The sequence below is a fragment of the Pseudophaeobacter sp. 1A09344 genome (assembly GCF_041008745.1).
Classification (GTDB): domain Bacteria; phylum Pseudomonadota; class Alphaproteobacteria; order Rhodobacterales; family Rhodobacteraceae; genus Phycobacter; species Phycobacter gallaeciensis_A.
In genome coordinates this window covers 1-19,824 of sequence record NZ_JAXGFS010000021.1, presented here as the reverse complement: position 1 = coordinate 19,824, position 19,824 = coordinate 1, and the positions used below count along the sequence as shown (strand labels likewise).

The following is a 19,824-nucleotide window of genomic DNA, read 5'->3' as shown; positions in this document are numbered from 1 at the left end:
CCTCAGTCTCCCCCGAGTTGCGTCAGTATTGCCTGAACCTCTGCCTTGCGCGCATCGCCCTTGGGCAACAGCGCATCCGCGCGAAGGTAAGCGTCCCGCGCCTTGTCCATCTCTTGGAGCACGCCATAGGCATTCGCCAGCCTGAGCCATCCGTCCACGTCATCCGGTTCATCCTCAAGCCGCGTCGCCAGACGATCCACCATGGACCGTATGAAAACCGCCCTGTCGCCTTCGCTCATCTCCTGTGCGGCGGCGACATCGGCGGCACTGGGGCCGCGGGCAACAGGCGCACGCGACGCGATGGGCGCCCGGCCGAGTGTCTGTGCGAATGCATTCGCCTGCGCGATATAGGTCTCCATCCAGGGCTGGTAGCCCGGCGTCTCGGCCAGTCGCGCCGTCAGGCGGTCATGAGCTGCCCCGACCTCTCCGGCCTGCGCGTCCGCGATCGCAAGGTAGAACGCCGCCGCCGGGTTCGAGACGTCCAGCGTCAGCGCCCTGTCCAAAGCGGTCACCGCGTCCGGCGTGACGGTTCCGTCATTGGCCCGGATCATCGCCTCGGCCAGCATCGACCATGTCGCCGAAACCGCGTCGTCACGGCCAGAGGCCGTCCGGAAGGCGGTCACGGCTTCGTCGAATTGTCCCATGCGCGCATAGGTCTGGCCCAACAACATCCAGCCATCGGTCGGGCCGCCGTCGGGATCGGCCATCAGCCTTTCGCGCAATTGCCCAGCCAAATCGGCGATCCGTCGCGTGTCGGCGCGCTCGTCGGCGCGGTCGGCGAAGGCCACAGCCGGCACGTCGGGCGCACCGGCGAACGAATAGTAGCCAAAGGCCATGACCGGGACAAAAACTGCCGCAAGGATCAGCGCTCCTCGCCCGCCCGTCGTCGTGACAGCCGGCCGGTCAGCGCGCCGCAGAACCTGCGCCATGCGGCGGCGGATTTCCTGCCTTGCGGCCTCTGCTTCAGGTGCAGAGATCAGCCCCCGCGCCACGTCGCGCTCGATTTCTTCCAGCTGGTCGACCAGAACCGCCGGCACGGAGTCGTCGCGCAAGACCGGCGCCATGCTTGCCCGGCGCATCGGAAACAGCGCGATGGTCAGACCAGTAATCGCCATGATGGCGAAAATACCCCAGATCATTCCGATCCTCCCTGTCTGTATCGGTCCATGGCCGCTGCAATGCGCGCCTCGTCTTCGGGATCGAGTGGCGCGTCGGTGCGTCGGCGTCGGGCCCGCGAAAGACTGAGCCCCCCGGCCAGCACCGCTGCAACAATCAGGACCAGCGGCGCAAGCCAAAGCACCACGGTCCGACGTTTGAACGGCGGTTTCAGCAGGACGAAATCTCCGTAGCGCGCGTGGATGTAATCGACCACCTCCGCATTGCTGTCGCCCGCGGTCAGCCGTTCACGCACGAGCAGCCGCAAATCCCGCGCCACCCCGGCGTTGGAACCGTCGATGTCCTGGTTCTGGCAAACCACGCAGCGCAGCTGCCTGGAGATCACGCGGGCGCGCGCCTCAAGCGCCGGGTCGGCCAGGATCTCGTCCGGCTCTACAGCCTGCGCAAGCATGGGCAAGACTGCCAACAAAACGGCGAGCACCACCGCTCTCATGACAGGCCGCCTTGCGCATGCTGCAAGGCGAGCGTGAGTTTTGCCACGGCGTCCTCACCCACGATCGGCCCGACATAGCGATACAGAACCGTTCCGTCTCCGCCGACGATGAAGGTTTCCGGAACGCCGGAAATGCCCCATTCGATACCCGCCCGCCCATCGAGGTCAGAGCCGATGGCGCTGTACGGGTTGCCCAACTCGGCGAGCCAACGCAGGGCGTCCTCGGGCTTATCCTTGTAGTTGATGCCCAGAAGGCGCACCCCGTCCCGTTCGACGACCCGCGACAGGACCGCGTGTTCGGCCTTGCATGGCACGCACCACGAGGCAAAGATATTGACCACCACGGGGCCGGGATTGCCCGACAGGTCCGCCGTGGCAAGGCCCGGCACGTCGAGTCCCGGCACCGGGTCCAGCGAAAACTCCGGCACCGGGTGCGAGATCAGAACCGAGGGGATATCATTTGGGTCACGCTCAGGGTCCAGTCCCCAAAGGAAAAAGGCCCCGAGGATGGCCGTCAACACCAGCGGCAGCCCGGCTAACATGCGTTTCATGGTCACTCCTATTCGGCGGGCTGGGGTTGCGGTCGGCGCGCCCGCCGTGGCGCCCCGACGCGCAGGCGGCGGTCCGATAGCGACAGTGCGCCACCCAGCACCAGCAGGCCCGCACCAATCCACAGCAGGTTCACCAGCGGTTCGTACAGAATGCGCAGGGTCCATGCCCCGCCCTTGGCCGCTACGTCCGAGGCCGGTTCCGTGATCGAGGCGTAGAGATCCCCTGCCAGGGTAGACCGGATCGCGGATTCCGTTGTTGTCGACTGGGCCACGGGATAGCTGCGCCGTTCGGGGAACAACGTCGTCACGTAACTGCCATTGCGCCAGACCTTCAGCCGACCCTGATCGGCCAGGTAATTCGGCCCGCGACGCTTTTCGACCCCTTCTAACAGGACCTCGAACCCGGCAATCTCGATGCGGTCCCCAGGTCGCACAAAGGCGATTTCCTCGCTCTTCCAGGCGCTTGACCCGACCATGCCCAGTATGACCACCGCCAGCCCGGCATGAGCCAGCGTCATGCCATGTGCCGCCCTTGGCAGCGCGCGAGCGCGGCGGGCCGACTCGGACAGCGGGGCGTCGAACAGCTTGATCCGCAGTGCCCATTCCCGAAGCGTCGCAAACAGCAGCCAGAGCGCTGCGGCAACCGCGACATAGGCCAACACAGGCGCACCGGTCTGCACATACCAAAGCACCAGAGCCTCAGCCAGGCACAGCAGCGCCACGAAGCGCACCCTTTGCAGCACCCCGCCAATATCGGCGCGCTTCCACGAAAGGAACGGCCCGATTCCCATGAACAGCACGAGCACCAGCATCATTGGGACGAAAGCCGCGTTGAAGAACGGTGGTCCGACCGAAATCTTGTCGCCGGTCAGCGCCTCGAGCAGCAGCGGGTAGAGCGTTCCGAACAGCACCGTCCCGGTCGCCGCCGCGAGGATCAGGTTGTTGAGCAGCAGGCCTGCCTCTCGGCTGACGGGCCGGAACAGGCCGGCGCCCTCCATCTCGGGGGCCCGCCACGCATAAAGCGCCAACGACCCGCCGATGGACAGGCCCAACAGCCCGAGGATGTACAGCCCGCGGTCTGGATCGACGGCAAACGCATGAACCGAGGTCAGCAGCCCCGAACGCACGATGAAGGTGCCCAGCAGCGACAACGAAAATGTCAGGATCGCCAGCAGGATCGTCCAGCTTTTGAAGGCGTCGCGCTTTTCCGTGACGATGGCGGAATGCAGCAGCGCCGTTCCCATAAGCCACGGCATGAAGCTGACATTCTCCACCGGGTCCCAGAACCACCAGCCGCCCCAGCCCAACTCGTAATAGGCCCACCAGGATCCCAGCGCGATCCCGGCTGTCAGGCTCATCCACGCGGCCAGCGTCCACGGCCGCACCCAGCGCGCCCAGGCGGCATCGACCCGCCCTTCGAGCAAGGCCGCCACCGCAAAGGAAAACACGATGGAAAAGCCGACATACCCGAAATACAGCAGCGGCGGATGCATGGCGAGACCAACGTCCTGCAATAGCGGGTTCAGGTCATTGCCATTGGCGGGCGGCGGAAAGACCCGTTCGAACGGGTTCGAGGTGAACAGCAGGAAGCTCAGGAAACCGACGCTGATCCAGGCCTGCACCGACAGGACGCGCGCCTTGGTGGCCGCGGGGATGTTCGATCCGAACAGGGCCACTCCCGCGCCGAACACCGCAAGGATCAGCACCCACAACAGCAGCGAGCCTTCGTGGCTGCCCCATGTGCCGGCGATCTTGAACAGCATCGGTTTCAGCGAATGGGAATTCTCGACCACGTTCAGCACGGTAAAGTCGCTGACCACGAAAGAGCGCATCAAGGCGGCAAAGGCCAACCCGACAAAAACCACCTGCCCCATGGCCGAGGATTGCGCGGATTGCATCCAAACGACGTTGCCGCGCGACACGCCCAGAATAGGCAACACGCCCTGAACGATGGCGAGGGCCAGCGCCAATGCCAGTGAGAAATGTCCGATTTCCGGGATCATGCTTGACCCTCCTCGGGGGGTGTAGCGGTTATTTGTCCAGCGCGGCTTTGCGACGCTGGAAATCCTCTTCGTCGATCTCGCCCCGCGCAACGCGCAGGCGCAGTTCCTCAAGGGGATCCGGTGTATCGGACACGGCTGGCCCGCTGTCGCCACGGCCCGTCAGCCGCATCACGACCAGTACGAGGACGGCAATCACCAGGCCCCAGAACAGCAACATCCCGAACCCGCCAAGGCCAAATCCGAAACCGCCCACGCCATAGCCGTTCATCATGCCGTCATCGGCATCGGCCAGCGCAGGTGCTGCGCCGGCCAGCGCCGCGCCCAGTGAAATCAGGATCTGTCTCATGGTGTTTCTCCTTCGGTGTTGGCCGCATGTCCGTTCGGCAGCCGCACCCGTGCCCGCAACCCGCCTTCGGGCCGGTTCGTCAGAGTGACATCGCCGCCATGCGACTGGATGATCGTCCGGGCGATGGACAGTCCCAGCCCATGCCCGCCGGTTTCCAGCGACCGCGACTCTTCGAGCCGCACAAACGGGTCAAAGACCTTGTCCAACTGGTCCTCGGGGATGCCCGGTCCGTCGTCGTCAACGGTCAGAACCAACTCCCCGCCAGTCTTTTGCCAATCGATCTGCGCCGTATGGCCATAGCGCAGGGCGTTTTCGATCAGGTTGCGCAAGGCGCGGCGCATGGCGTTGGGGCGCAAGCGCAGTTCAGTGTCGTCAGGTCCCAGCAGATCGACCCCGGCGGACCGGGTCTGGTACAGGGCGGCGCCAAGGTACTCGCGCAGATTGACGCGTTCGGGCGGCTCTGATCCGGTCAGACCGCGTGCGAATGTCAACGTCGCCTCGACCATGCCCTGCATTTCCTCGACCGAGGCGACGATGCTGTCGCGGGTTTCTTCGTCGTCGACCATCTCGGCACGCACCCGCATCGCCGTCAGGGGCGAGCGCAGGTCATGCCCCAGCGCCGCCAGCATCCGCGTCCGGTCATTGACGAAGCGGGTCAGGCGTTCCTGCATCCGGTTGAAGGAAACCGTCAGGTCGCGGACCTCGGTCGGGCCCGCGACGGGCAGTTCAGGCACGTCCTCGCCCCGCCCCAGCCGGTCGGCGGCCAGCGCCAGCCGCCGCAGCGGCCCGGTCAACCGCGTCATGACGAACCAGATCAAAACGATCAGCAACACCGTAGCCGATAGAACAAAGGCCAGCATGGATTCCAGCGACCACTGGATCGGCGGGCGTTCGAAGCGGGTGCCCACATTCAGCCAACGCCCTCCGGAAATGGCGATGGACAGGTTCATCTCGATGGCTGTCAGCTCGCCCCGCATCATCGCAATGTGCATCTCTGTCATCTCGCGCGACAGATTGGCGAGCGGCATCAACTGGCCCTCGATCTGGTGAAGCTCGACACGGATGTCGCGGCTGTAGCTGTCATCCAGCAGGGTGCGGATGCGGCTTTCGACCAGACCCCCATCAGAATGGTCGCTGTGCTGAACCAAGGCCGTCTGCGACAAGTCGAACCGCACGAGGGGCGAATTTGCCGCCCGCAGGATCGAGGCATGCAGATCGGGCGGGGCCTCTTCGATCAGGCGCGCCACGTTGGCGGCACGCCCCGCCGCCTCGAAGCCAAGCGCCGCACGGATCGCAAGGCTGCGCTCATCGGCGAACAGCAGCAGGCTGATGATCTGCGCCACGGTCAACGCCGCGACGATCAGAAGGACCAACTGCCAGCGCAGCGTCATCGCGGCCCGCAGGCTCATGCCTCGGCCTCGACATCACAGGCAAGGCTGTAGCCGCCATTGCGCACCGTCTTTATGATGCGCGGGCGCAGCACGTCGGGCTCAATCTTGCGGCGCAGGCGGCTGATCTGGTTGTCGATGGTGCGGTCCAGCGGCCCGGCCATGCGGCCTGCCGCCAGGTCCAGCAACTGATCCCGGCTCAGCACCATGTGCGGGCGTTCCAGAAAGGCCGACAGCAGCTTGAACTCGGCGCTGGTCAGCGGCGTTTCGGCGTCCGATTCGTCGCGCAGAACCTGCCGGTCCGTGTCCAATAGCAGGTGGGCAAAACGCACCGTCTGGCCCGCCAGCCGCCCGGCTATGGGAGCTTCACGCGTGGTCCGCCGCAGGACGGACTTGATCCGGGCAAGCAATTCGCGAGGGTTGAACGGCTTGGCCAGATAGTCATCCGCCCCGAGCTCCAGCCCGACGATCCGGTCGGTTTCCTCACCAAGGGCGGTCAGAAGGATAATGGGCAGATCGCCCTCCGGCGCCAGGCGGCGACAGACGGACAGGCCGTCCTCGCCCGGCATCATGACGTCCAGCACCATCAGGTCGAATTGGCCGACCGCAAGGCAGGCATCCATTTCGACCGCATCCTTGGCTGCGGTGGCGCGCAGCCCGTTCCTTTGCAGAAACCGCGTGATGCTTTCGCGGATCTCGGCGTGATCGTCGACCACGAGAATATGCGGTTGCTGTCCCATGCGTTCCTTCTAGCAGGCCGGCCCCGGTAACTTCACCGGTCGATTTGTAGCGGTTTGTATCACGCCCCGATTTTGCGACAGATCGTTACAAATCTTGGGCTGCATGTCGCCCGCAAACAGCGTTTGAATGGGGACGGAAACGACACACTCAAGCGCAAGGAGCATACGATGCCCCGATTTACAAACGCTGCCGCTGTTCTTTCGGTTCTCGCACTGACCGCAGCGCCCGCCTTTGCGGACACAGACCACCACACCGGAAACGGCGCGAGCTCGACGGATAGTGGGATGGCGATGCCCCAGATGGATGGGGACATGCACAACTCCATGATGCGGATGCATGCGGGCGGCGACATGCCGATGATGGGCATGGGGTCCTCTGCCATGGGAATAATGGACCGCGACATGATGCAGATGATGCGCCCCATGATGGGCCCGTCCGGTGACGGCATGGGGGACATGGGTGACATGATGCGGCAAGGCATGATGTCCCATGACGGCGACGGGGACGACAGCCTGAGCCTTGACGAATTCACCGATTGGCACGCCCAGATGATGAAGGAGACGATGGTCGATCGCTTCCAGCATCTCGATGCCGACGGCGACGGCAAGATCACCGGTCCCGAAATGCAGGGCTTTGCCGGGCGGATCGGTTCCATGCCGAGGATGGACCCCGCGCAGGAATGAGCCAGTTAAACGGGCATGGCCCGGTAATCGGGCCATGCCGCAACGAAAGGAGACCTGCCATGAGCTATACCCATGACCGCCTGCTGAGCGGCGTGTCGATCGACGCCGCCGACATGCGCGTGCGCGCAGCCCTGTCCGAGGCGGGGTTTGGCGTGCTGACCGAAATCGACGTCAAAGCGACGATGAAAAAAAAGATCGACGCCGAGATGGACGGCTACCGCATCCTTGGTGCCTGCAATCCCAAGATGGCGTATGAGGCCATCGGGCTGGAACCGCGCGTCGGCGCGATGCTGCCCTGCAACGTCATCCTGCGCGAAGTCGAGGGCGGCACCGAAGTCAGCGCGATCGATCCCGTCGCGTCGATGGCGGCAATCGACAACGAACAGTTGCACGCCGTCGCGAGCCAGGTCCGCGACATGCTGGTGGGGGCTGTCGATGCGGCCTGATCGCACGCGGCGGTTCGTGCTGGCAGGGCTGGCAGCTTCGGGCGCGGCGCCGTTTGCAAAGTCTGCCTGGGCGCAGGGCACGGGCGCATGGTCCGCCGGTCAGGCTTATGATGCGCTGTTGAACGATACTGCGCGGGTGATCGACATTCGCTCTCGCGAGGAATGGCAGGAAACCGGGATCGGCGCCGGGGTCTGGCCAATCAGCATGCACGAAGCCCGCTTTGCCGACCGCCTCTTTGCGGCCCGCTCCCTCGCGGGCGAGCGCACCGTCGGGCTGATCTGCGCAACGGGCGGGCGGTCGCTGTCGGTGCTGGGCGCGTTGTTGCGGGCGGGCTATACCGGCTATGCCGATATCTCCGAGGGGATGCTGGGCTCCGCGGCCGGGCCGGGGTGGATCGCCGCCGGGTTGCCCGTGGTGCCGCTGGTTGCGGCGCTTGCACCCCTGCCAAAGGCTTTGGCCTGACATGACCGGGCGCGGCGTGGATCGGTTCAGTCCGGCGCTTCGCCCCTTTGTGTGGATCGCGGCGGCGCTGCTTGGCGCGCTGGCCCTGTACTGGCTGCTGGGTGGGCAGATGCCGACGATCGACCGCGCGCAGGTCAAAACCTGGGTCCATGCCGCGGGCCCTTGGGGGCCTGTCGCCGTTGTCGCACTGATGACCGCCGCGGTTGTCGCCAACCCGATCCCCTGCGCGCCCATCGCGCTGGCAGCAGGTGCCGCCTATGGGCACTTTGCCGGGGCAGCCTACGTCGCCCTCGGGTCCGAGATCGGCGCGGTCATCGCCTTTGCCCTTGCCCGGACGCTCGGGCGCGGCTCGATCGAGCGTTTACTGGGCCACAATGCGGATCGCGGGCTGTTCGGTTCGCAAAACTCGCTGACACTGACGGTCTTTGTCAGCCGCCTGCTGCCCTTCGTATCGTTCGACGCGATGAGTTATGCCGCCGGTCTGAGCCGCCTGCACGCCTGGCGCTTTGCGCTGGCGACGATGGCCGGAATCCTGCCCGCCAGTTTCGTTCTGGCCCATGTGGGCAGCGTCGCCATCCAGGGCGATTTCGGGTCCGCGGAATGGCTGGCCCTCGGCCTTGGGCTGGTCACGGCGGTACCGCTGCTGGTGCTGGCCTTGCGGCACCGGGACGATGACAAGAGGAATACGGAATGACTTCGGACTATCGCAAGAACAGCCTGACCCTGCTGGATGCCATCGCCATGGGTACCGGCGTGATGATCGGCGCGGGGATCCTCGCGCTGACCGGTCAGATCGCAGCTTTGGCGGGGCCGCTCTTTCCCTTCGCCTTCATCGCCGGTGCCGTCGTCACCGCCTTTAGCGTCTACACCTATGTCAAGATGTCGAACGCCTACCCCTCTGCGGGCGGCATCGGGATGATCCTGCAAAAAGCCTATGGCCCAACGACTGTCGCCGCCGGGGCCGCCCTGCTGATGGCGCTGTCGATGGTCATCAACGAAAGCCTCGTGGCGCGGACCTTTGCCACCTACCTGCTGCGCGGGCTCGACATGCCGCGGGACACATGGCTTGTGCCCGCCATCGGCGTGAGCGTCATCGTGTTTGCGTGGCTGGTCAATGTCGCGGGCAACCGGTCCGTCGGCTGGCTGTCGGTGCTTATGGCAGCGCTGAAAGTCGGGGGCATCACCGTTTTCGGCATAGCAGCGCTTTGGGCGGGCGGGGTCAGCTTCGAGGCGACCGGGGGACAGCAAGACACCGGGATCACCGGCTTTGTCGCCTCGATGGCTCTGGCGATCCTTGCCTTCAAGGGGTTCACGACCATCACGAACAGCGGGGCCGAAATCACGAACCCGCACCGCAACGTTGGCCGTGCCATCATCGTTTCCATCGCCATCTGTACGCTAGTCTACCTGTTGGTCGCCTTTGCCGTCGGCAGCAGTCTGCCGCTGGACCGGATCGTTGCTGCACGGGACTATGCGCTGGCCGAGGCCGCGGAACCGGCCCTGGGGCGGACCGGCTTCTACCTGACCGTCGGCCTGGCGCTTGTGGCGACGGCCTCCGGCCTGATCGCCAGCGTCTTTGCCGTGTCCCGCATGCTGGCCATGCTGACCGAGATGCGGATGATCCCGCACAGCCATTTCGGCATGCCCGGCGTCATCCGCGACCACACCCTAGTCTACACGGTTGTGATTGCCGCGCTGCTAACCATTTTCTTCGATCTCGGGCGCATCGCGTCGCTGGGGGCGTTCTTCTATCTGGTGATGGACATGCTGATCCATTGGGGAGTGTTCCGCAATCTGCGGACCGAGGTGGGCGCGCAAGGCTGGGTCTTGCTGACCGCAATCGGATTGGACGCCGTCGTGTTGGCTGCCTTTGCCGGGATGAAGGTGCAGGCCGATCCGTGGATCGTGGTGATCGCAGGTGTCGGAATGATCATCGTTTTTGGCTTCATGCACATCTTCTTGCGTCGGCACCCGCCTAAAACGCATCACAATCACGACGCTTAACCTTCCTCTTGATGGAGGGTTCATGACTGATACGCGAAAGGACTTCGATCATGCCTGACCATGCCCACCACTCCCATTCGCAGCACGCCCCGATCCCGGCTGGCGCTCCTTCGGCCACGGACCCGGTCTGTGGTATGAACTTCGAAGTCAAGGCCAACACCCGAACGCAGACCTTTGGGGGCGAGACCCATCATTTCTGTTCGGCCTCCTGCGAGGAAAGGTTCAAGGCCGACCCGTGGTTCTATGCGTCCGGCAATGCCGACAAGGTAGGCCTACAGGCGCAACCCGGCACGCAATGGACCTGCCCCATGCACCCCGAGATCGTTCGCGACGAACCGGGGGCCTGTCCGATCTGCGGTATGGCGCTGGAGCCGATGCTACCCAACGACGAACCGTCCGAAGAACTGACAGACTTCACCCGCCGGATGTGGATCAGCGCCGGGGCGGCGATGCCTCTGGTCGTTCTCACGATGGGAGAGCTTGTGGGCCTGCCCGTCCGCGACTGGCTGGGTCACCGTGTCGCGACCTATATCGAATTCCTGTTGGCCACGCCCATCGTCCTGTGGGCCGCGCTGCCGTTCTTCAGACGCGGTCTGGACTCGTTCCGCAACTTGTCACCCAACATGTGGACTCTGATCTCGCTTGGGGTCGGGTCGGCCTATGTCTATTCGATCTTTGCCACCTTCCTGCCGGGTGTCTTCCCCGAGGACTACCGGACGGGCGAAGGCGTCGGCACCTATTTCGAAGCCTCGGTTGTCATCGTCGCCCTGATTTTCGTCGGGCAGGTGCTGGAACTGCGCGCGCGCGAACGCACCGGCGATGCGATCCGCGCCCTGCTAGACCTTGCGCCAAAGACCGCCCGCCGTATTTTGCCCGATGGCGGGGAATACGATGCACCGCTGGAAAACGTGGTCGCGGGCGACATGCTGCGTGTCCGTCCTGGCGACAGCATTCCTGTCGATGCTGAAGTGGTTGAGGGGAGGTCCTCGGTTGATGAAAGCATGATCACCGGCGAACCCGTTCCCATCGAAAAGACCGCAGGCGCCCGTGTCACCGGCGGCACGATCAACAAGAACGGCACGCTGGCGATCCGCGCCAGGCAAGTCGGTGCCGACACGGTGCTTTCTCAGATCGTCGACATGGTCGCAGGCGCCCGCCGGTCGCGGGCGCCGATCCAGGGTCTGGCAGACCGGGTCTCGGCGCTCTTTGTACCCACCGTGGTCGGTATCGCGACACTGGCCTTCTTCGCTTGGTTTTTGATCGGGCCTGACCCGGCTCTGGCATTTGCCATCACCGCCGCCGTTTCCGTGCTGATCATCGCCTGTCCCTGTGCGCTGGGGCTGGCTACGCCGATCTCGATCACAACCGCCGCTGGGCGTGGCGCGCAGGCGGGCGTGCTGATCAAGGACGCCGAGGCACTGGAGCGCATGGCCCTCGTCGATATCGTCATCGTCGACAAGACCGGCACGCTGACCATGGGCAAGCCCACCCTTACCGACGTGGTAGGCCTTTCGGGCGCGAATGAGGCTGACGTGCTGGCCTATGCCGCCGCACTGGAACGCGGCTCCGAACACCCTCTGGCCGAAGCCATCGTGCAGGGCGCACGGGACAGGGGCGCCCCACGCCACGACGCCAGTGAATTCGATGCGGTAACGGGCAAAGGCGTCACCGGGCGGGTTGAAGGCCACGATGTCGCTCTTGGCAACCCGGCGTTGATGGCGGCTCTGGGAGTCGACACATCTGCCGGGGACGCTCCCGCGGATGCGCTGCGCGCGAACGGCAAGACGGCTATGTATGTCGCCCTTGACGGAACGCTGGCCGGTTTGGTCGCCGTGGTCGACCCGATCAAGGACACGACCGCCGCAGCGATCCGCGATCTGCACGCGCTTGGACTTAGGGTCATTATGGCGACAGGTGACAACCAGGGCACCGCCGAAGCAGTCGCGCGTCAACTTAATATCGACGAGATCCGCGCGGGCGTTCTGCCCGAGGACAAGAAATCCCTTGTTGAGGAGTTGCGTGCGCAAGGCGCCTGTATTGCGATGGCAGGCGACGGGGTGAATGACGCCCCTGCCCTTGCCGCAGCCGATGTCGGGATTGCCATGGGCACCGGAGCCGACGTGGCTGTTGAAAGCGCGGGGATCACTCTGCTGGGAGGGGACCTGACCGGCATTGTACGCGCCCGCAAACTGGCCACCGCAACGCTTCGCAACATCAAGCAAAACCTTTTTTTTGCCTTCGCCTACAACGCTGCAGGCGTACCCATAGCCGCTGGCATCCTGTACCCCTTCATCGGGCTTCTACTGTCGCCAATGATCGCGGCCGCTGCGATGAGCCTGTCTTCCGTATCGGTCATCGGAAACGCACTTCGGTTGCGACGCGCCGAATTGTAAGTACCTCCGATAATGGACGACTATGCGAGGCGCCTCTACAGCTGAAGGACACAGAAACTGCATCACATGCCCGACAGCTTGGGCGGTCCTAAACTGGACCTCCAATCGGCTCATGAAGCACGCCCTGAACCTCTCCGTCGAGCCACCAGGGCAGAAGATCGCCATTTTCCCATTCGTAGTGAGCTAATGGGATGAACTGCCTTCCCACCAATCTGCTGCTATCGTTGCGGGCATAGGTGGAGAGAGGAGCATCTGATGGACATCAAGATTCTGGGCATTGATCTGGGCAAGACCGTTTGCAGTCTTGCCGGGCTGAACGAAGCAGGAGCGGTCGTGTTTCGCAAACGTCTCCAGCGGCATCGGCTGCTGGACTTTCTGGATGGGCTTTCGCCGTGTGTAGTTGCGATGGAAGCCTGCGGCGGCGCACATCACATCGGGCGCTTTTATCTTCAGAATGGACATGAGCCTCGTCTGATGTCGCCGCTGTATGTCCGGCCCTATGTGAAGTAATGATCACCTCTCCATTACTTCACAAAAGGGCGCACATATTGCGGTGCGATCAGCTTTACCTTGTGCCCAAGAGCTTCCATCTCACGGGCCCAAAAATGTGCGCTGCCGCACGCCTCGAAAATCACCATGCTGGGCTCTTGCTGCGCCATGAACGCGGGGAATTGCTTCCGCGTCAGCTTCTTGCGGAACTGGACCTCCCCCGTTCGAAGGGCACCATGAACTTGAAAAACTGCCTTTGCCAGATCGACACCAATCATCATATTCTTCATTTCGCCGTCCTCCTTTGCGCGTGGCGTTGAGCACCACGACCTTGGCACATTGCGATGCCGTCTAGGGAGGGCGGCAACCACTCCATCTGACCTGACCGGCGGTGACGAACAGGTTGAGCGGCCGCCTTTGGCTATCGCAGATTGCGTGCAGTTTGGTGTTCATGCCGCCCTTGGTCCGACCGATCAGGCGTCCACGCCCCCCTTTGTAGCGGCCATGCTGGTCGCAGTGCGGTGTGCCTTCAAATAGGTCGCGTCGATCATCACGGTCTTTTCCTCGCCGTGTTCGGCAGCCAGGCCGACCATCATCCGCGCGAAGATGTCTTTCTCGCTCCAACGCTTCCATCGGCTGTACAGCGTCTTGTGCGGAGCATATTCCCGCGGCGCATCCCGCCAGCACAACCCATTGCGATTGATGAAGATAATCCCACTCAACACCCGCCTGTCATCGACCCGTGGCTTGCCGTGCGACTTAGGGAAGAAAGGGGCAAGTTTGGCCATCTGCTCGTCGGTCAGCCAGTAAAGGTCGCTCATGTCACCGCTCCGTTTTCCGAGCCGTGAATCCCGCAGCGCGTTGAAAATCAATGCATCCTGACCCTAGCAAGAGGGAGCCCTTTATTGCCCGAGACGCATTCGTGATGCAGGTTCTTTTGGCAATCGTCGGAACGCCCAATTCCGGCTGGCAAAAAAGGTCACGATTGCTGCAACGCCTGTGGATAGGATCAGCGACGCTATGTGGAGTAGGGGGGTCGACCAGACCAACAAAGCGAGTATCGTTTCATTCACGACAAAACCACCACCCGCCACCAATGCAAAACGCTTCAGTGACGTCGCCATTTCCCTTTCCTGATCGGAGAAGGAAAAACCGTAGTGACCCATGAAACTGACCACAAACGCGATCAGAAAAGCAATGGGGTTCGCCACCAAGGCGGGCCAACCAGAGTGAATGAGCGTCACGCCGATTAACATATGCACCAGTGTTGCAAGCGCCCCGACAAGACCAAATCGCAGAAACTGGTTCAGCATCATCTTTGGGCCTTAATCTGATTGTGTGTTTCCGCGATGATGAAACCCGGGCGGCCCTTGACCTCGGTAAAGACGCGGGCCAGGTATTCACCGAGTACCCCGATCGAGATGAGCTGCACGCCGCCCAACAGGAACACGGCGACTGCGAGTGTTGACCAACCCGGAACGTCGATACCGAAGATCATTGTCTTCGCAGCAATCCAGAGACCGTACAGGATAGAAAGCGCGGCAACGCTCATGCCGATCAAAGTCCAGACCCGCAAAGGCCAACTGGTGAATGACGTCATGCCGGTCAAACCGAGCTTCAAGAGACTCCGAAAGCCGAATTTGGATGTCCCGCCTGCGCGCTGCTCCAACTCGATCGGTATGGCCTTGGAACGGAAGCCAACCCAACCATAAAGACCTTTCATGAACCGATTGCGTTCAGGCAGATTGCACAACGCATCGACGACGCGGCGATCCATCAAGCGAAAATCGCGGGCGTCGGGCGGAATGTCGGCTTCACTTCCCAGATTTAATAACTTGTAGAAAACGCGAGTGAAGAGGCGCTTCAAATAAGGTTCATCGTCGCGGTGCGCCCGTACCGCATAAACCACCTCGAACCCTTCGGCCCGATGCTGCAACATGGTTGCGAGATGGCACAGCGGTTCTTGCAGATCGGCGTCAAGGATCACCACGCCGGCGCCGGTCGAGGCTTCAAGCCCGGCCATGATCGCCTGTTCCTTGCCGAAATTCCGCGACAGGCGAAGGACATGTATTGGCACGTCCCCTGCGGTCTCCTTTGTGCGCTCGAAAGTTTTGTCCGAACTCCCATCGTCCACAATAATGATTTCGTGGGAACGCACCAAGGTCCGGGCTTCATCGTCAACGCGCCGGATCGTTTCCGCGATATTGGCTTCCTCGTTGTAGGCGGGAATGACAAAGGAAAGCTCTGGCGCCCTAGAAGGTCCGGTGGCGGTTTGAATCTCATGGGCGGGAAATGTGGCCAGTTTCATGGCTTTACTCCTTTGGAAGCCATTTCAACGAGAAGGAAGTTGCGTCCGAATTGGCCCATGTTTGAAAAGCGTGGTCCAAGTGCCGAAGAAGCATCTTCGAGGGCATCAGGGCGAACCGCGATAGCATCCCTAACACTATCGGAGGCCAGCGCAGCGAGGTCGGCGAGATTAGTGAGCGCCTGCGCCCGACCTGCGGTGTAGAATTCTGCTGAATAACTTCTACCACCCCAATAGGTCAGGCGCATTTCCGGGTCGATCTGCGCGGCCTGCTCGACCAAGGCCTTTTGCGACTTCAGGTTCAGGCTGTCCGGCGCAACATGAGATAAGACGGTCAATGCGACGTATAGTGCCGTAACCATGCAGATGCAGATGCCAAAAACCATTCTAACGGCACGGCTCGCTGATCCTTGAACCGAGGCCCAGAGCGAAACCAGCAACAGGACTGAAGCTGGGATCCCCGGCAATGTATAGGCTTCAAGAATGTTGGCCGCAGGTGTGAATAGCAACATAGGTGCCAACGCCCAAAGCAGAAGGTAGCTGTGCCAGCCGCGCGGGTCTGCCTTGACGACCGCGGCCACTTTCTTTGTGCGCAAGACCAGCCAGCCCGCAAACGGAGTCCATGGCAAGAGTACACCCAACCAGTAAAGCCATATCAAACCTTTCGCCCGCGCATGTCCTGAGCCATAGAGGTCTCCCTGCCAGCCCGACACGATAAACCGTTCCAAGTGTTCGCCAATGATGAAGTAGCGAAGAAAGCCGGGCGTCTTCAGCTCTGCGGCGATGTACCAGGGCAGGGTCAGCGTCAGAAGCAACGCTGTTCCCGAAAGCCAGGGCAAAGCAGGGAGAAGCGACCAACGCCAACCGATCAGAACCCAGAGACCGATTGGCATCACCGTCAATACGGTCGCTACAGGCCCCTTTGCAAGCAAGCCAATGGCCAGGCCGACAAAAAACAGATGCCCCCAAACTCCCCCGTCGGAGCGGTTTGTCACTTGATTGTAAAAGGCAGCCATGCTCAGCGTGATGCCAAGCGTCATGACCATATCTGTCATGACAAATGCTGAGGCCCCGAAAAACAGGATCGACGAGAAAAGCACGACGGCAGCCACGAGCGCTTGATGTACACCGACATGCCGCTTCATGAACGTGCCTGTCAGGCCAAGAACCGTTAACCCTGAAGCGAAGATAAAGATCCGTGCCCCAAACCCGCCGACGCCAAATATCTGCATGCCAAGGGCAGAAAGCCAGGTGTGCAGCGGTGGTTTACCCCAGAACGCAACGCCGTAGTCAAACTGCGGAGTGATCCAATCGCCCGTCTCGATCATTTTTCGGGCGATCTCGGCGTATCGTGCCTCTGTCGTATCCGTAAATGGCAGGCACAGCATGAACAGGATGCGAATAGCCAGCAGCGTACAAAGCGCCGCGATGAGAAACCTGCGATCTGAAATCGAAAGCCAGAAAGGTTGTCGAATGTCAAAATCACGGTGTTGAATTGGTGTATTGGTATAGAGCGCGACCATATCTGCCTCTTGAAGCTTTAATCGTTTGCTTAAGGCAGCCGATCTGACCAGTTGGTGGTCGCGCCTATACCGTTTGGTAATGTTGCGCCCATGGTGGATCGAGAGTTTAGGCAGTAATCTCGTGACAACATTCGAAAGTGAGTCCCATGCGTGTCCTTATCGTGGAAGATGACCAAGAAACAGCAGACTACATCTGTTCAAGCCTGCGGGAGCTTGGCCATGTGTTCGAGCATGCAGCAGACGGAAAGAAAGGGTTTCTCAGTGCGCTTGACAGCGACTTCGACGTCATGGTCATCGACCGAATGTTGCCGGGTCTCGACGGATTGTCGCTGGTAAAGTCCATCCGCAGCGCGGATGTTGCCACGCCGATTATCTTCTTGAGCGCGATGGGCGGCATCAACGACCGGGTCGATGGACTGGAAGCAGGTGCGGACGATTATCTGGTCAAGCCCTTCGCTTTTTCGGAACTCTCCGCCCGTCTTACAGCTTTGGCGCGCAGGCCCCCGATGCAAGCTGAAGAGACAAGATTGCAGCTTGCCGATCTCGAGGTCGATCTTATCAAACACACCGTTGTCAGGGCAGGGGTTCCCATACAGGTTCAGCCTCGTGAGTTTCGACTACTTGTCTATCTCATGCGCAATGCAGAACGGGTCGTCACGCGGACAATGCTTCTGGAGGGCGTGTGGGATTTTCACTTCGATCCCAAGACCAATGTCGTTGAAACGCACATCAGCCGTTTGAGGAACAAGATCGACAGGTCCTTTGACCGACCACTGATCCACACTGTGCGCGGGTCCGGGTACAGCATGCATGCTTAGGCTGGGCCGGACATCCCTGCGGCTGTCACTGCAGTTCGCATTTCTTTATTCGGTTCTATCCGCAGTCATTTTCGTCGGCGCGTACTGGTTCTCCAATTATGAGGTGCGTGACTGGCTGCACGATCAAATGCGGTCGGATAAAGAAATTTTGATCGAAATCTATGACGAAAATGGCATTGATGACCTCGCCAAGAGTGTCGACGTCATGGCACGTGTGAACTTCGAAAATGCTCGGATATTCCAGTTGGTCGGGCCTGATGGCGCTGTTTTGGCGGGCAATGTCAAACAGATCGACGGTCCTGAGCTTCGTGGATACATTTCTGCAGCAAGGGTTCTTATCGACGGGGAACATGACGACGAGATTTCCGGATACTGGGTGACCGAAGAACAATTTGGCCCGTACACCCTGGTTCAAGGCACCGGAAATCATGTCATTGCCGAAGTTCTTGAAGCTTTGGGAATCAGCCTTTTGTCCGGGTTCATCCTCATCATGGGTATCGGGTCATTCGCAGGTGTTTGGGTTGGCCGCCTCACGGAACAACGAATCGACGCGATTTCAGGAACCATGAAAGAAGTCGCGGGAGGAAAACTCACCGCCCGTATTCCGACGGATGGCGCATCGAATGACGATCTGGATCGGGTCTCCGTCAGTATCAACAGCACACTCGAACAGTTAGCAGACCTGATGGAAAGTCAGGTCCAGATATCCAATGACATCGCGCATGATCTTCGCACACCGCTGCAGCGCTTGCGCCAACGCCTGGAGAAGATGGCCGATCAGCCGATCATAGACCCGGAGGAAGCTGATGCTGCGCTGGCTCAAACCGAGGACATCATCGGCACCTTCAACGCGCTTTTGCGCATCGCTCAGGTAGAAGCAGGAGATCGGCGCGAGAGATTTCAGCGTACCGATCTGCGTGATCTTGTGGCAAACGTGCACGAGGTTTTTGAACCTTCGGCAGAGGATGCGGACCAGCAACTTTACCTTAGGATGCCGGATCATCCTGTCATCGTTTGGGGCGACCCCGACCTTCTGATGCAGCTTACTTCCAATCTTGTCGAAAACGCGCTGCGGCACACGCCGGCAAGCACGTCGGTCACGCTTGAGGCCTCGACCATGGATGGATTCTCCGTGTTATGTGTCTCGGACACCGGGCCGGGGATTGCGATAGATGACCGGGAAAAAGTATTCAGGCGTTTTTTCCGCGGTGAGAAAAGCCGGACGACAGGGGGCAACGGTCTAGGATTGAGCCTTTGCAAGGCGATCGCGGAGCTTCATCATGCCGAGCTTGACGTCTCGGACAATCAACCTGGGCTTCGGATCGAAGCTCGCTTCCCAACTCCAGCAAATTAATGGGCTGCCGTTCCATTCTGGTGTCCTGGCCTGCCCACTTAAGTGGTCCGGTTGGCATTGATGATGGGTTGGGTAGCCCCTCGTGACGGCACTAATGTGCCAGAGTGATCCAGACAGGATCAGGAGGAACTGGCTATGAGGGAAGTCTCGATCATCGGCGTGGACCTTGCCAAGCACGTCTTTCAGCTTCACGGGGCAACAAGCGAGGGCGAAGTGGTGTTTCGCAAGAAGCCGTCGCGCAGGCAGCTTTTCGCCTTCATGCAGACGCATCAAAGATGCACGTTGGCGATGGAGAAATGGGCGACTGCCTGCTACTGGGCGCGGACACTGACTGACTTCGGTCATGACGTGCGGCTGATCGCGCCGAAGTTCGTCAAGCCTTATGTCAAGAACCAAAAGAACGACATGGCGGATGCTGAAGCGACCGCGGAAGCCGCGAGCAGACACCGACCATGCGCCTTGTCGAAGTGAAGACGCTCGAGCAGCAAGGGTTGGGGATGATCTTCCCGCTTAGGGATCTACTGATTGGCCAGCGAACGCAGACAGTCAATGTGAGCTAATGGGATGAACAGCCTTCCCACCAACCCGCTGCTAGAGTGGCGGACAAAGGTGGAGAGAGGAGGATCTGATGGACATCAAGGTTCTGGGCATTGATTTGGGCAAGACCGTTTGTCGCCTGGCCGGGTTGGATGAAGCGGGAGCGGTTGT

General features: G+C 61.3%; 20 protein-coding genes and 2 pseudogenes. 10 read left to right on the top strand and 12 right to left on the bottom strand.

All coding sequences use genetic code 11. The features are described 5' to 3' along the window. Positions 1-2: 2 nt before the first annotated feature. Genes ccmI through SM765_RS22295 form a run of 7 tightly spaced genes read right to left on the bottom strand, consistent with a single transcriptional unit; the run spans position 3 to position 6,637 of the window. A complete protein-coding gene (gene ccmI, locus SM765_RS22325) occupies positions 3-1,139 on the bottom strand; it encodes a c-type cytochrome biogenesis protein CcmI (RefSeq protein WP_274831036.1) in 1,137 nt (378 codons plus the stop codon). Beyond that, positions 1,136-1,609 carry a cytochrome c-type biogenesis protein gene (locus tag SM765_RS22320; RefSeq protein ID WP_274831035.1) on the bottom strand — a complete coding sequence of 158 codons (474 nt, stop codon included), beginning with the start codon at positions 1,607-1,609 and terminating at the stop codon, positions 1,136-1,138. Before SM765_RS22320 ends, ccmI begins: the two co-directional genes overlap by 4 nt. Further along, positions 1,606-2,160 carry a DsbE family thiol:disulfide interchange protein gene (locus SM765_RS22315; RefSeq protein WP_274831034.1) on the bottom strand — a complete coding sequence of 185 codons (555 nt, stop codon included), beginning with the start codon at positions 2,158-2,160 and terminating at the stop codon, positions 1,606-1,608. The genes SM765_RS22320 and SM765_RS22315 overlap by 4 nt, the downstream gene beginning before the upstream one ends. Positions 2,161-2,168: 8 nt before the next feature. Beyond that, positions 2,169-4,163, bottom strand: a complete 1,995-nt coding sequence (locus SM765_RS22310) for a heme lyase CcmF/NrfE family subunit (RefSeq protein ID WP_274831033.1) — start codon at positions 4,161-4,163, stop codon at positions 2,169-2,171. A gap of 28 nt (positions 4,164-4,191) precedes the next feature. Continuing rightward, complete coding sequence (locus tag SM765_RS22305; RefSeq protein WP_274831032.1) at positions 4,192-4,509, bottom strand: SHOCT domain-containing protein; 318 nt, start codon at positions 4,507-4,509, stop codon at positions 4,192-4,194. Continuing rightward, a complete protein-coding gene (locus tag SM765_RS22300; RefSeq protein WP_274831031.1) occupies positions 4,506-5,918 on the bottom strand; it encodes an ATP-binding protein in 1,413 nt (470 codons plus the stop codon). The genes SM765_RS22305 and SM765_RS22300 overlap by 4 nt, the downstream gene beginning before the upstream one ends. Further along, entirely contained in the window at positions 5,915-6,637 is a 723-nt protein-coding gene (locus tag SM765_RS22295) for a response regulator (protein WP_274831030.1), read from the bottom strand. Before SM765_RS22295 ends, SM765_RS22300 begins: the two co-directional genes overlap by 4 nt. Before the next feature lie 168 nt (positions 6,638-6,805). Here SM765_RS22295 and SM765_RS22290 point away from each other — a divergent pair, with 168 nt between their 5' ends. The 7 genes from SM765_RS22290 to SM765_RS22260 all read left to right on the top strand — a co-directional run bounded on the left by SM765_RS22290 (position 6,806) and on the right by SM765_RS22260 (position 13,137). After that, a complete protein-coding gene (locus tag SM765_RS22290; protein WP_274831029.1) occupies positions 6,806-7,321 on the top strand; it encodes an EF-hand domain-containing protein in 516 nt (171 codons plus the stop codon). Positions 7,322-7,380: 59 nt separating this feature from the next. Beyond that, positions 7,381-7,767 (top strand): DUF302 domain-containing protein, encoded by a 387-nt coding sequence (locus tag SM765_RS22285; RefSeq protein WP_274831028.1) that lies wholly within the window; start codon positions 7,381-7,383, stop codon positions 7,765-7,767. Beyond that, complete coding sequence (locus SM765_RS22280) at positions 7,757-8,230, top strand: rhodanese-like domain-containing protein (protein WP_274831027.1); 474 nt, start codon at positions 7,757-7,759, stop codon at positions 8,228-8,230. Before SM765_RS22285 ends, SM765_RS22280 begins: the two co-directional genes overlap by 11 nt. A gap of 1 nt (position 8,231) precedes the next feature. Continuing rightward, positions 8,232-8,924, top strand: a complete 693-nt coding sequence (locus SM765_RS22275) for a TVP38/TMEM64 family protein (protein ID WP_274831026.1) — start codon at positions 8,232-8,234, stop codon at positions 8,922-8,924. Next, positions 8,921-10,234, top strand: coding sequence for an APC family permease (locus SM765_RS22270; RefSeq protein ID WP_274831025.1), 1,314 nt, complete (start codon positions 8,921-8,923; stop codon positions 10,232-10,234). Before SM765_RS22275 ends, SM765_RS22270 begins: the two co-directional genes overlap by 4 nt. 50 nt (positions 10,235-10,284) lie before the next feature. Further along, a complete protein-coding gene (locus tag SM765_RS22265; protein WP_274831024.1) occupies positions 10,285-12,627 on the top strand; it encodes a heavy metal translocating P-type ATPase in 2,343 nt (780 codons plus the stop codon). Between the two features lie 255 nt (positions 12,628-12,882). Continuing rightward, complete coding sequence (locus SM765_RS22260) at positions 12,883-13,137, top strand: hypothetical protein (protein ID WP_274831023.1); 255 nt, start codon at positions 12,883-12,885, stop codon at positions 13,135-13,137. A 17-nt stretch (positions 13,138-13,154) separates the two neighbouring features. Here the strand turns inward: SM765_RS22260 and SM765_RS22255 are convergent. The 5 genes and pseudogenes from SM765_RS22255 to SM765_RS22235 form a co-directional block, all read right to left on the bottom strand. Then, positions 13,155-13,406, bottom strand: a pseudogene (locus SM765_RS22255) (IS110 family RNA-guided transposase); the annotation flags it as partial. A gap of 88 nt (positions 13,407-13,494) precedes the next feature. Beyond that, positions 13,495-13,937, bottom strand: a pseudogene (locus SM765_RS22250) (IS5 family transposase); the annotation flags it as partial. Between the two features lie 81 nt (positions 13,938-14,018). Continuing rightward, positions 14,019-14,432, bottom strand: coding sequence for a GtrA family protein (locus tag SM765_RS22245; protein ID WP_274831022.1), 414 nt, complete (start codon positions 14,430-14,432; stop codon positions 14,019-14,021). Continuing rightward, positions 14,429-15,424 (bottom strand): glycosyltransferase family 2 protein, encoded by a 996-nt coding sequence (locus SM765_RS22240; RefSeq protein WP_274831021.1) that lies wholly within the window; start codon positions 15,422-15,424, stop codon positions 14,429-14,431. The genes SM765_RS22245 and SM765_RS22240 overlap by 4 nt, the downstream gene beginning before the upstream one ends. Then, the gene (locus SM765_RS22235) at positions 15,421-16,944 is read right to left on the bottom strand and encodes an ArnT family glycosyltransferase (protein WP_274831020.1); all 1,524 of its coding nucleotides are present in this window, start codon (positions 16,942-16,944) and stop codon (positions 15,421-15,423) included. Before SM765_RS22235 ends, SM765_RS22240 begins: the two co-directional genes overlap by 4 nt. Positions 16,945-17,090: 146 nt before the next feature. On the opposite strand from SM765_RS22235, the gene SM765_RS22230 reads away from it, so the two are divergent. From SM765_RS22230 to SM765_RS22220, 3 genes are all read left to right on the top strand, one after another. Next, positions 17,091-17,762, top strand: a complete 672-nt coding sequence (locus SM765_RS22230) for a response regulator transcription factor (RefSeq protein WP_274831019.1) — start codon at positions 17,091-17,093, stop codon at positions 17,760-17,762. Beyond that, positions 17,755-19,116 (top strand): sensor histidine kinase, encoded by a 1,362-nt coding sequence (locus tag SM765_RS22225; protein WP_274831018.1) that lies wholly within the window; start codon positions 17,755-17,757, stop codon positions 19,114-19,116. Before SM765_RS22230 ends, SM765_RS22225 begins: the two co-directional genes overlap by 8 nt. Positions 19,117-19,251: 135 nt before the next feature. Continuing rightward, positions 19,252-19,587 (top strand): hypothetical protein, encoded by a 336-nt coding sequence (locus SM765_RS22220; protein WP_274831017.1) that lies wholly within the window; start codon positions 19,252-19,254, stop codon positions 19,585-19,587. The last annotated feature ends 237 nt before the right edge of the window (positions 19,588-19,824 follow it).

What these genes read in the sequence shown, in the direction of transcription:
- ccmI (WP_274831036.1), bottom strand. Translation starts at nt 1,139, where the DNA reads ATGATCTGGGGTATTTTCGCCATCATGGCGATTACTGGTCTGACCATC.
- SM765_RS22320 (WP_274831035.1), bottom strand. Translation starts at nt 1,609, where the DNA reads ATGAGAGCGGTGGTGCTCGCCGTTTTGTTGGCAGTCTTGCCCATGCTT.
- SM765_RS22315 (WP_274831034.1), bottom strand. Translation starts at nt 2,160, where the DNA reads ATGAAACGCATGTTAGCCGGGCTGCCGCTGGTGTTGACGGCCATCCTC.
- SM765_RS22310 (WP_274831033.1), bottom strand. Translation starts at nt 4,163, where the DNA reads ATGATCCCGGAAATCGGACATTTCTCACTGGCATTGGCGCTGGCCCTC.
- SM765_RS22305 (WP_274831032.1), bottom strand. Translation starts at nt 4,509, where the DNA reads ATGAGACAGATCCTGATTTCACTGGGCGCGGCGCTGGCCGGCGCAGCA.
- SM765_RS22300 (WP_274831031.1), bottom strand. Translation starts at nt 5,918, where the DNA reads ATGAGCCTGCGGGCCGCGATGACGCTGCGCTGGCAGTTGGTCCTTCTG.
- SM765_RS22295 (WP_274831030.1), bottom strand. Translation starts at nt 6,637, where the DNA reads ATGGGACAGCAACCGCATATTCTCGTGGTCGACGATCACGCCGAGATC.
- SM765_RS22290 (WP_274831029.1), top strand. Translation starts at nt 6,806, where the DNA reads ATGCCCCGATTTACAAACGCTGCCGCTGTTCTTTCGGTTCTCGCACTG.
- SM765_RS22285 (WP_274831028.1), top strand. Translation starts at nt 7,381, where the DNA reads ATGAGCTATACCCATGACCGCCTGCTGAGCGGCGTGTCGATCGACGCC.
- SM765_RS22280 (WP_274831027.1), top strand. Translation starts at nt 7,757, where the DNA reads ATGCGGCCTGATCGCACGCGGCGGTTCGTGCTGGCAGGGCTGGCAGCT.
- SM765_RS22275 (WP_274831026.1), top strand. Translation starts at nt 8,232, where the DNA reads ATGACCGGGCGCGGCGTGGATCGGTTCAGTCCGGCGCTTCGCCCCTTT.
- SM765_RS22270 (WP_274831025.1), top strand. Translation starts at nt 8,921, where the DNA reads ATGACTTCGGACTATCGCAAGAACAGCCTGACCCTGCTGGATGCCATC.
- SM765_RS22265 (WP_274831024.1), top strand. Translation starts at nt 10,285, where the DNA reads ATGCCTGACCATGCCCACCACTCCCATTCGCAGCACGCCCCGATCCCG.
- SM765_RS22260 (WP_274831023.1), top strand. Translation starts at nt 12,883, where the DNA reads ATGGACATCAAGATTCTGGGCATTGATCTGGGCAAGACCGTTTGCAGT.
- SM765_RS22245 (WP_274831022.1), bottom strand. Translation starts at nt 14,432, where the DNA reads ATGATGCTGAACCAGTTTCTGCGATTTGGTCTTGTCGGGGCGCTTGCA.
- SM765_RS22240 (WP_274831021.1), bottom strand. Translation starts at nt 15,424, where the DNA reads ATGAAACTGGCCACATTTCCCGCCCATGAGATTCAAACCGCCACCGGA.
- SM765_RS22235 (WP_274831020.1), bottom strand. Translation starts at nt 16,944, where the DNA reads ATGGTCGCGCTCTATACCAATACACCAATTCAACACCGTGATTTTGAC.
- SM765_RS22230 (WP_274831019.1), top strand. Translation starts at nt 17,091, where the DNA reads ATGCGTGTCCTTATCGTGGAAGATGACCAAGAAACAGCAGACTACATC.
- SM765_RS22225 (WP_274831018.1), top strand. Translation starts at nt 17,755, where the DNA reads ATGCTTAGGCTGGGCCGGACATCCCTGCGGCTGTCACTGCAGTTCGCA.
- SM765_RS22220 (WP_274831017.1), top strand. Translation starts at nt 19,252, where the DNA reads ATGAGGGAAGTCTCGATCATCGGCGTGGACCTTGCCAAGCACGTCTTT.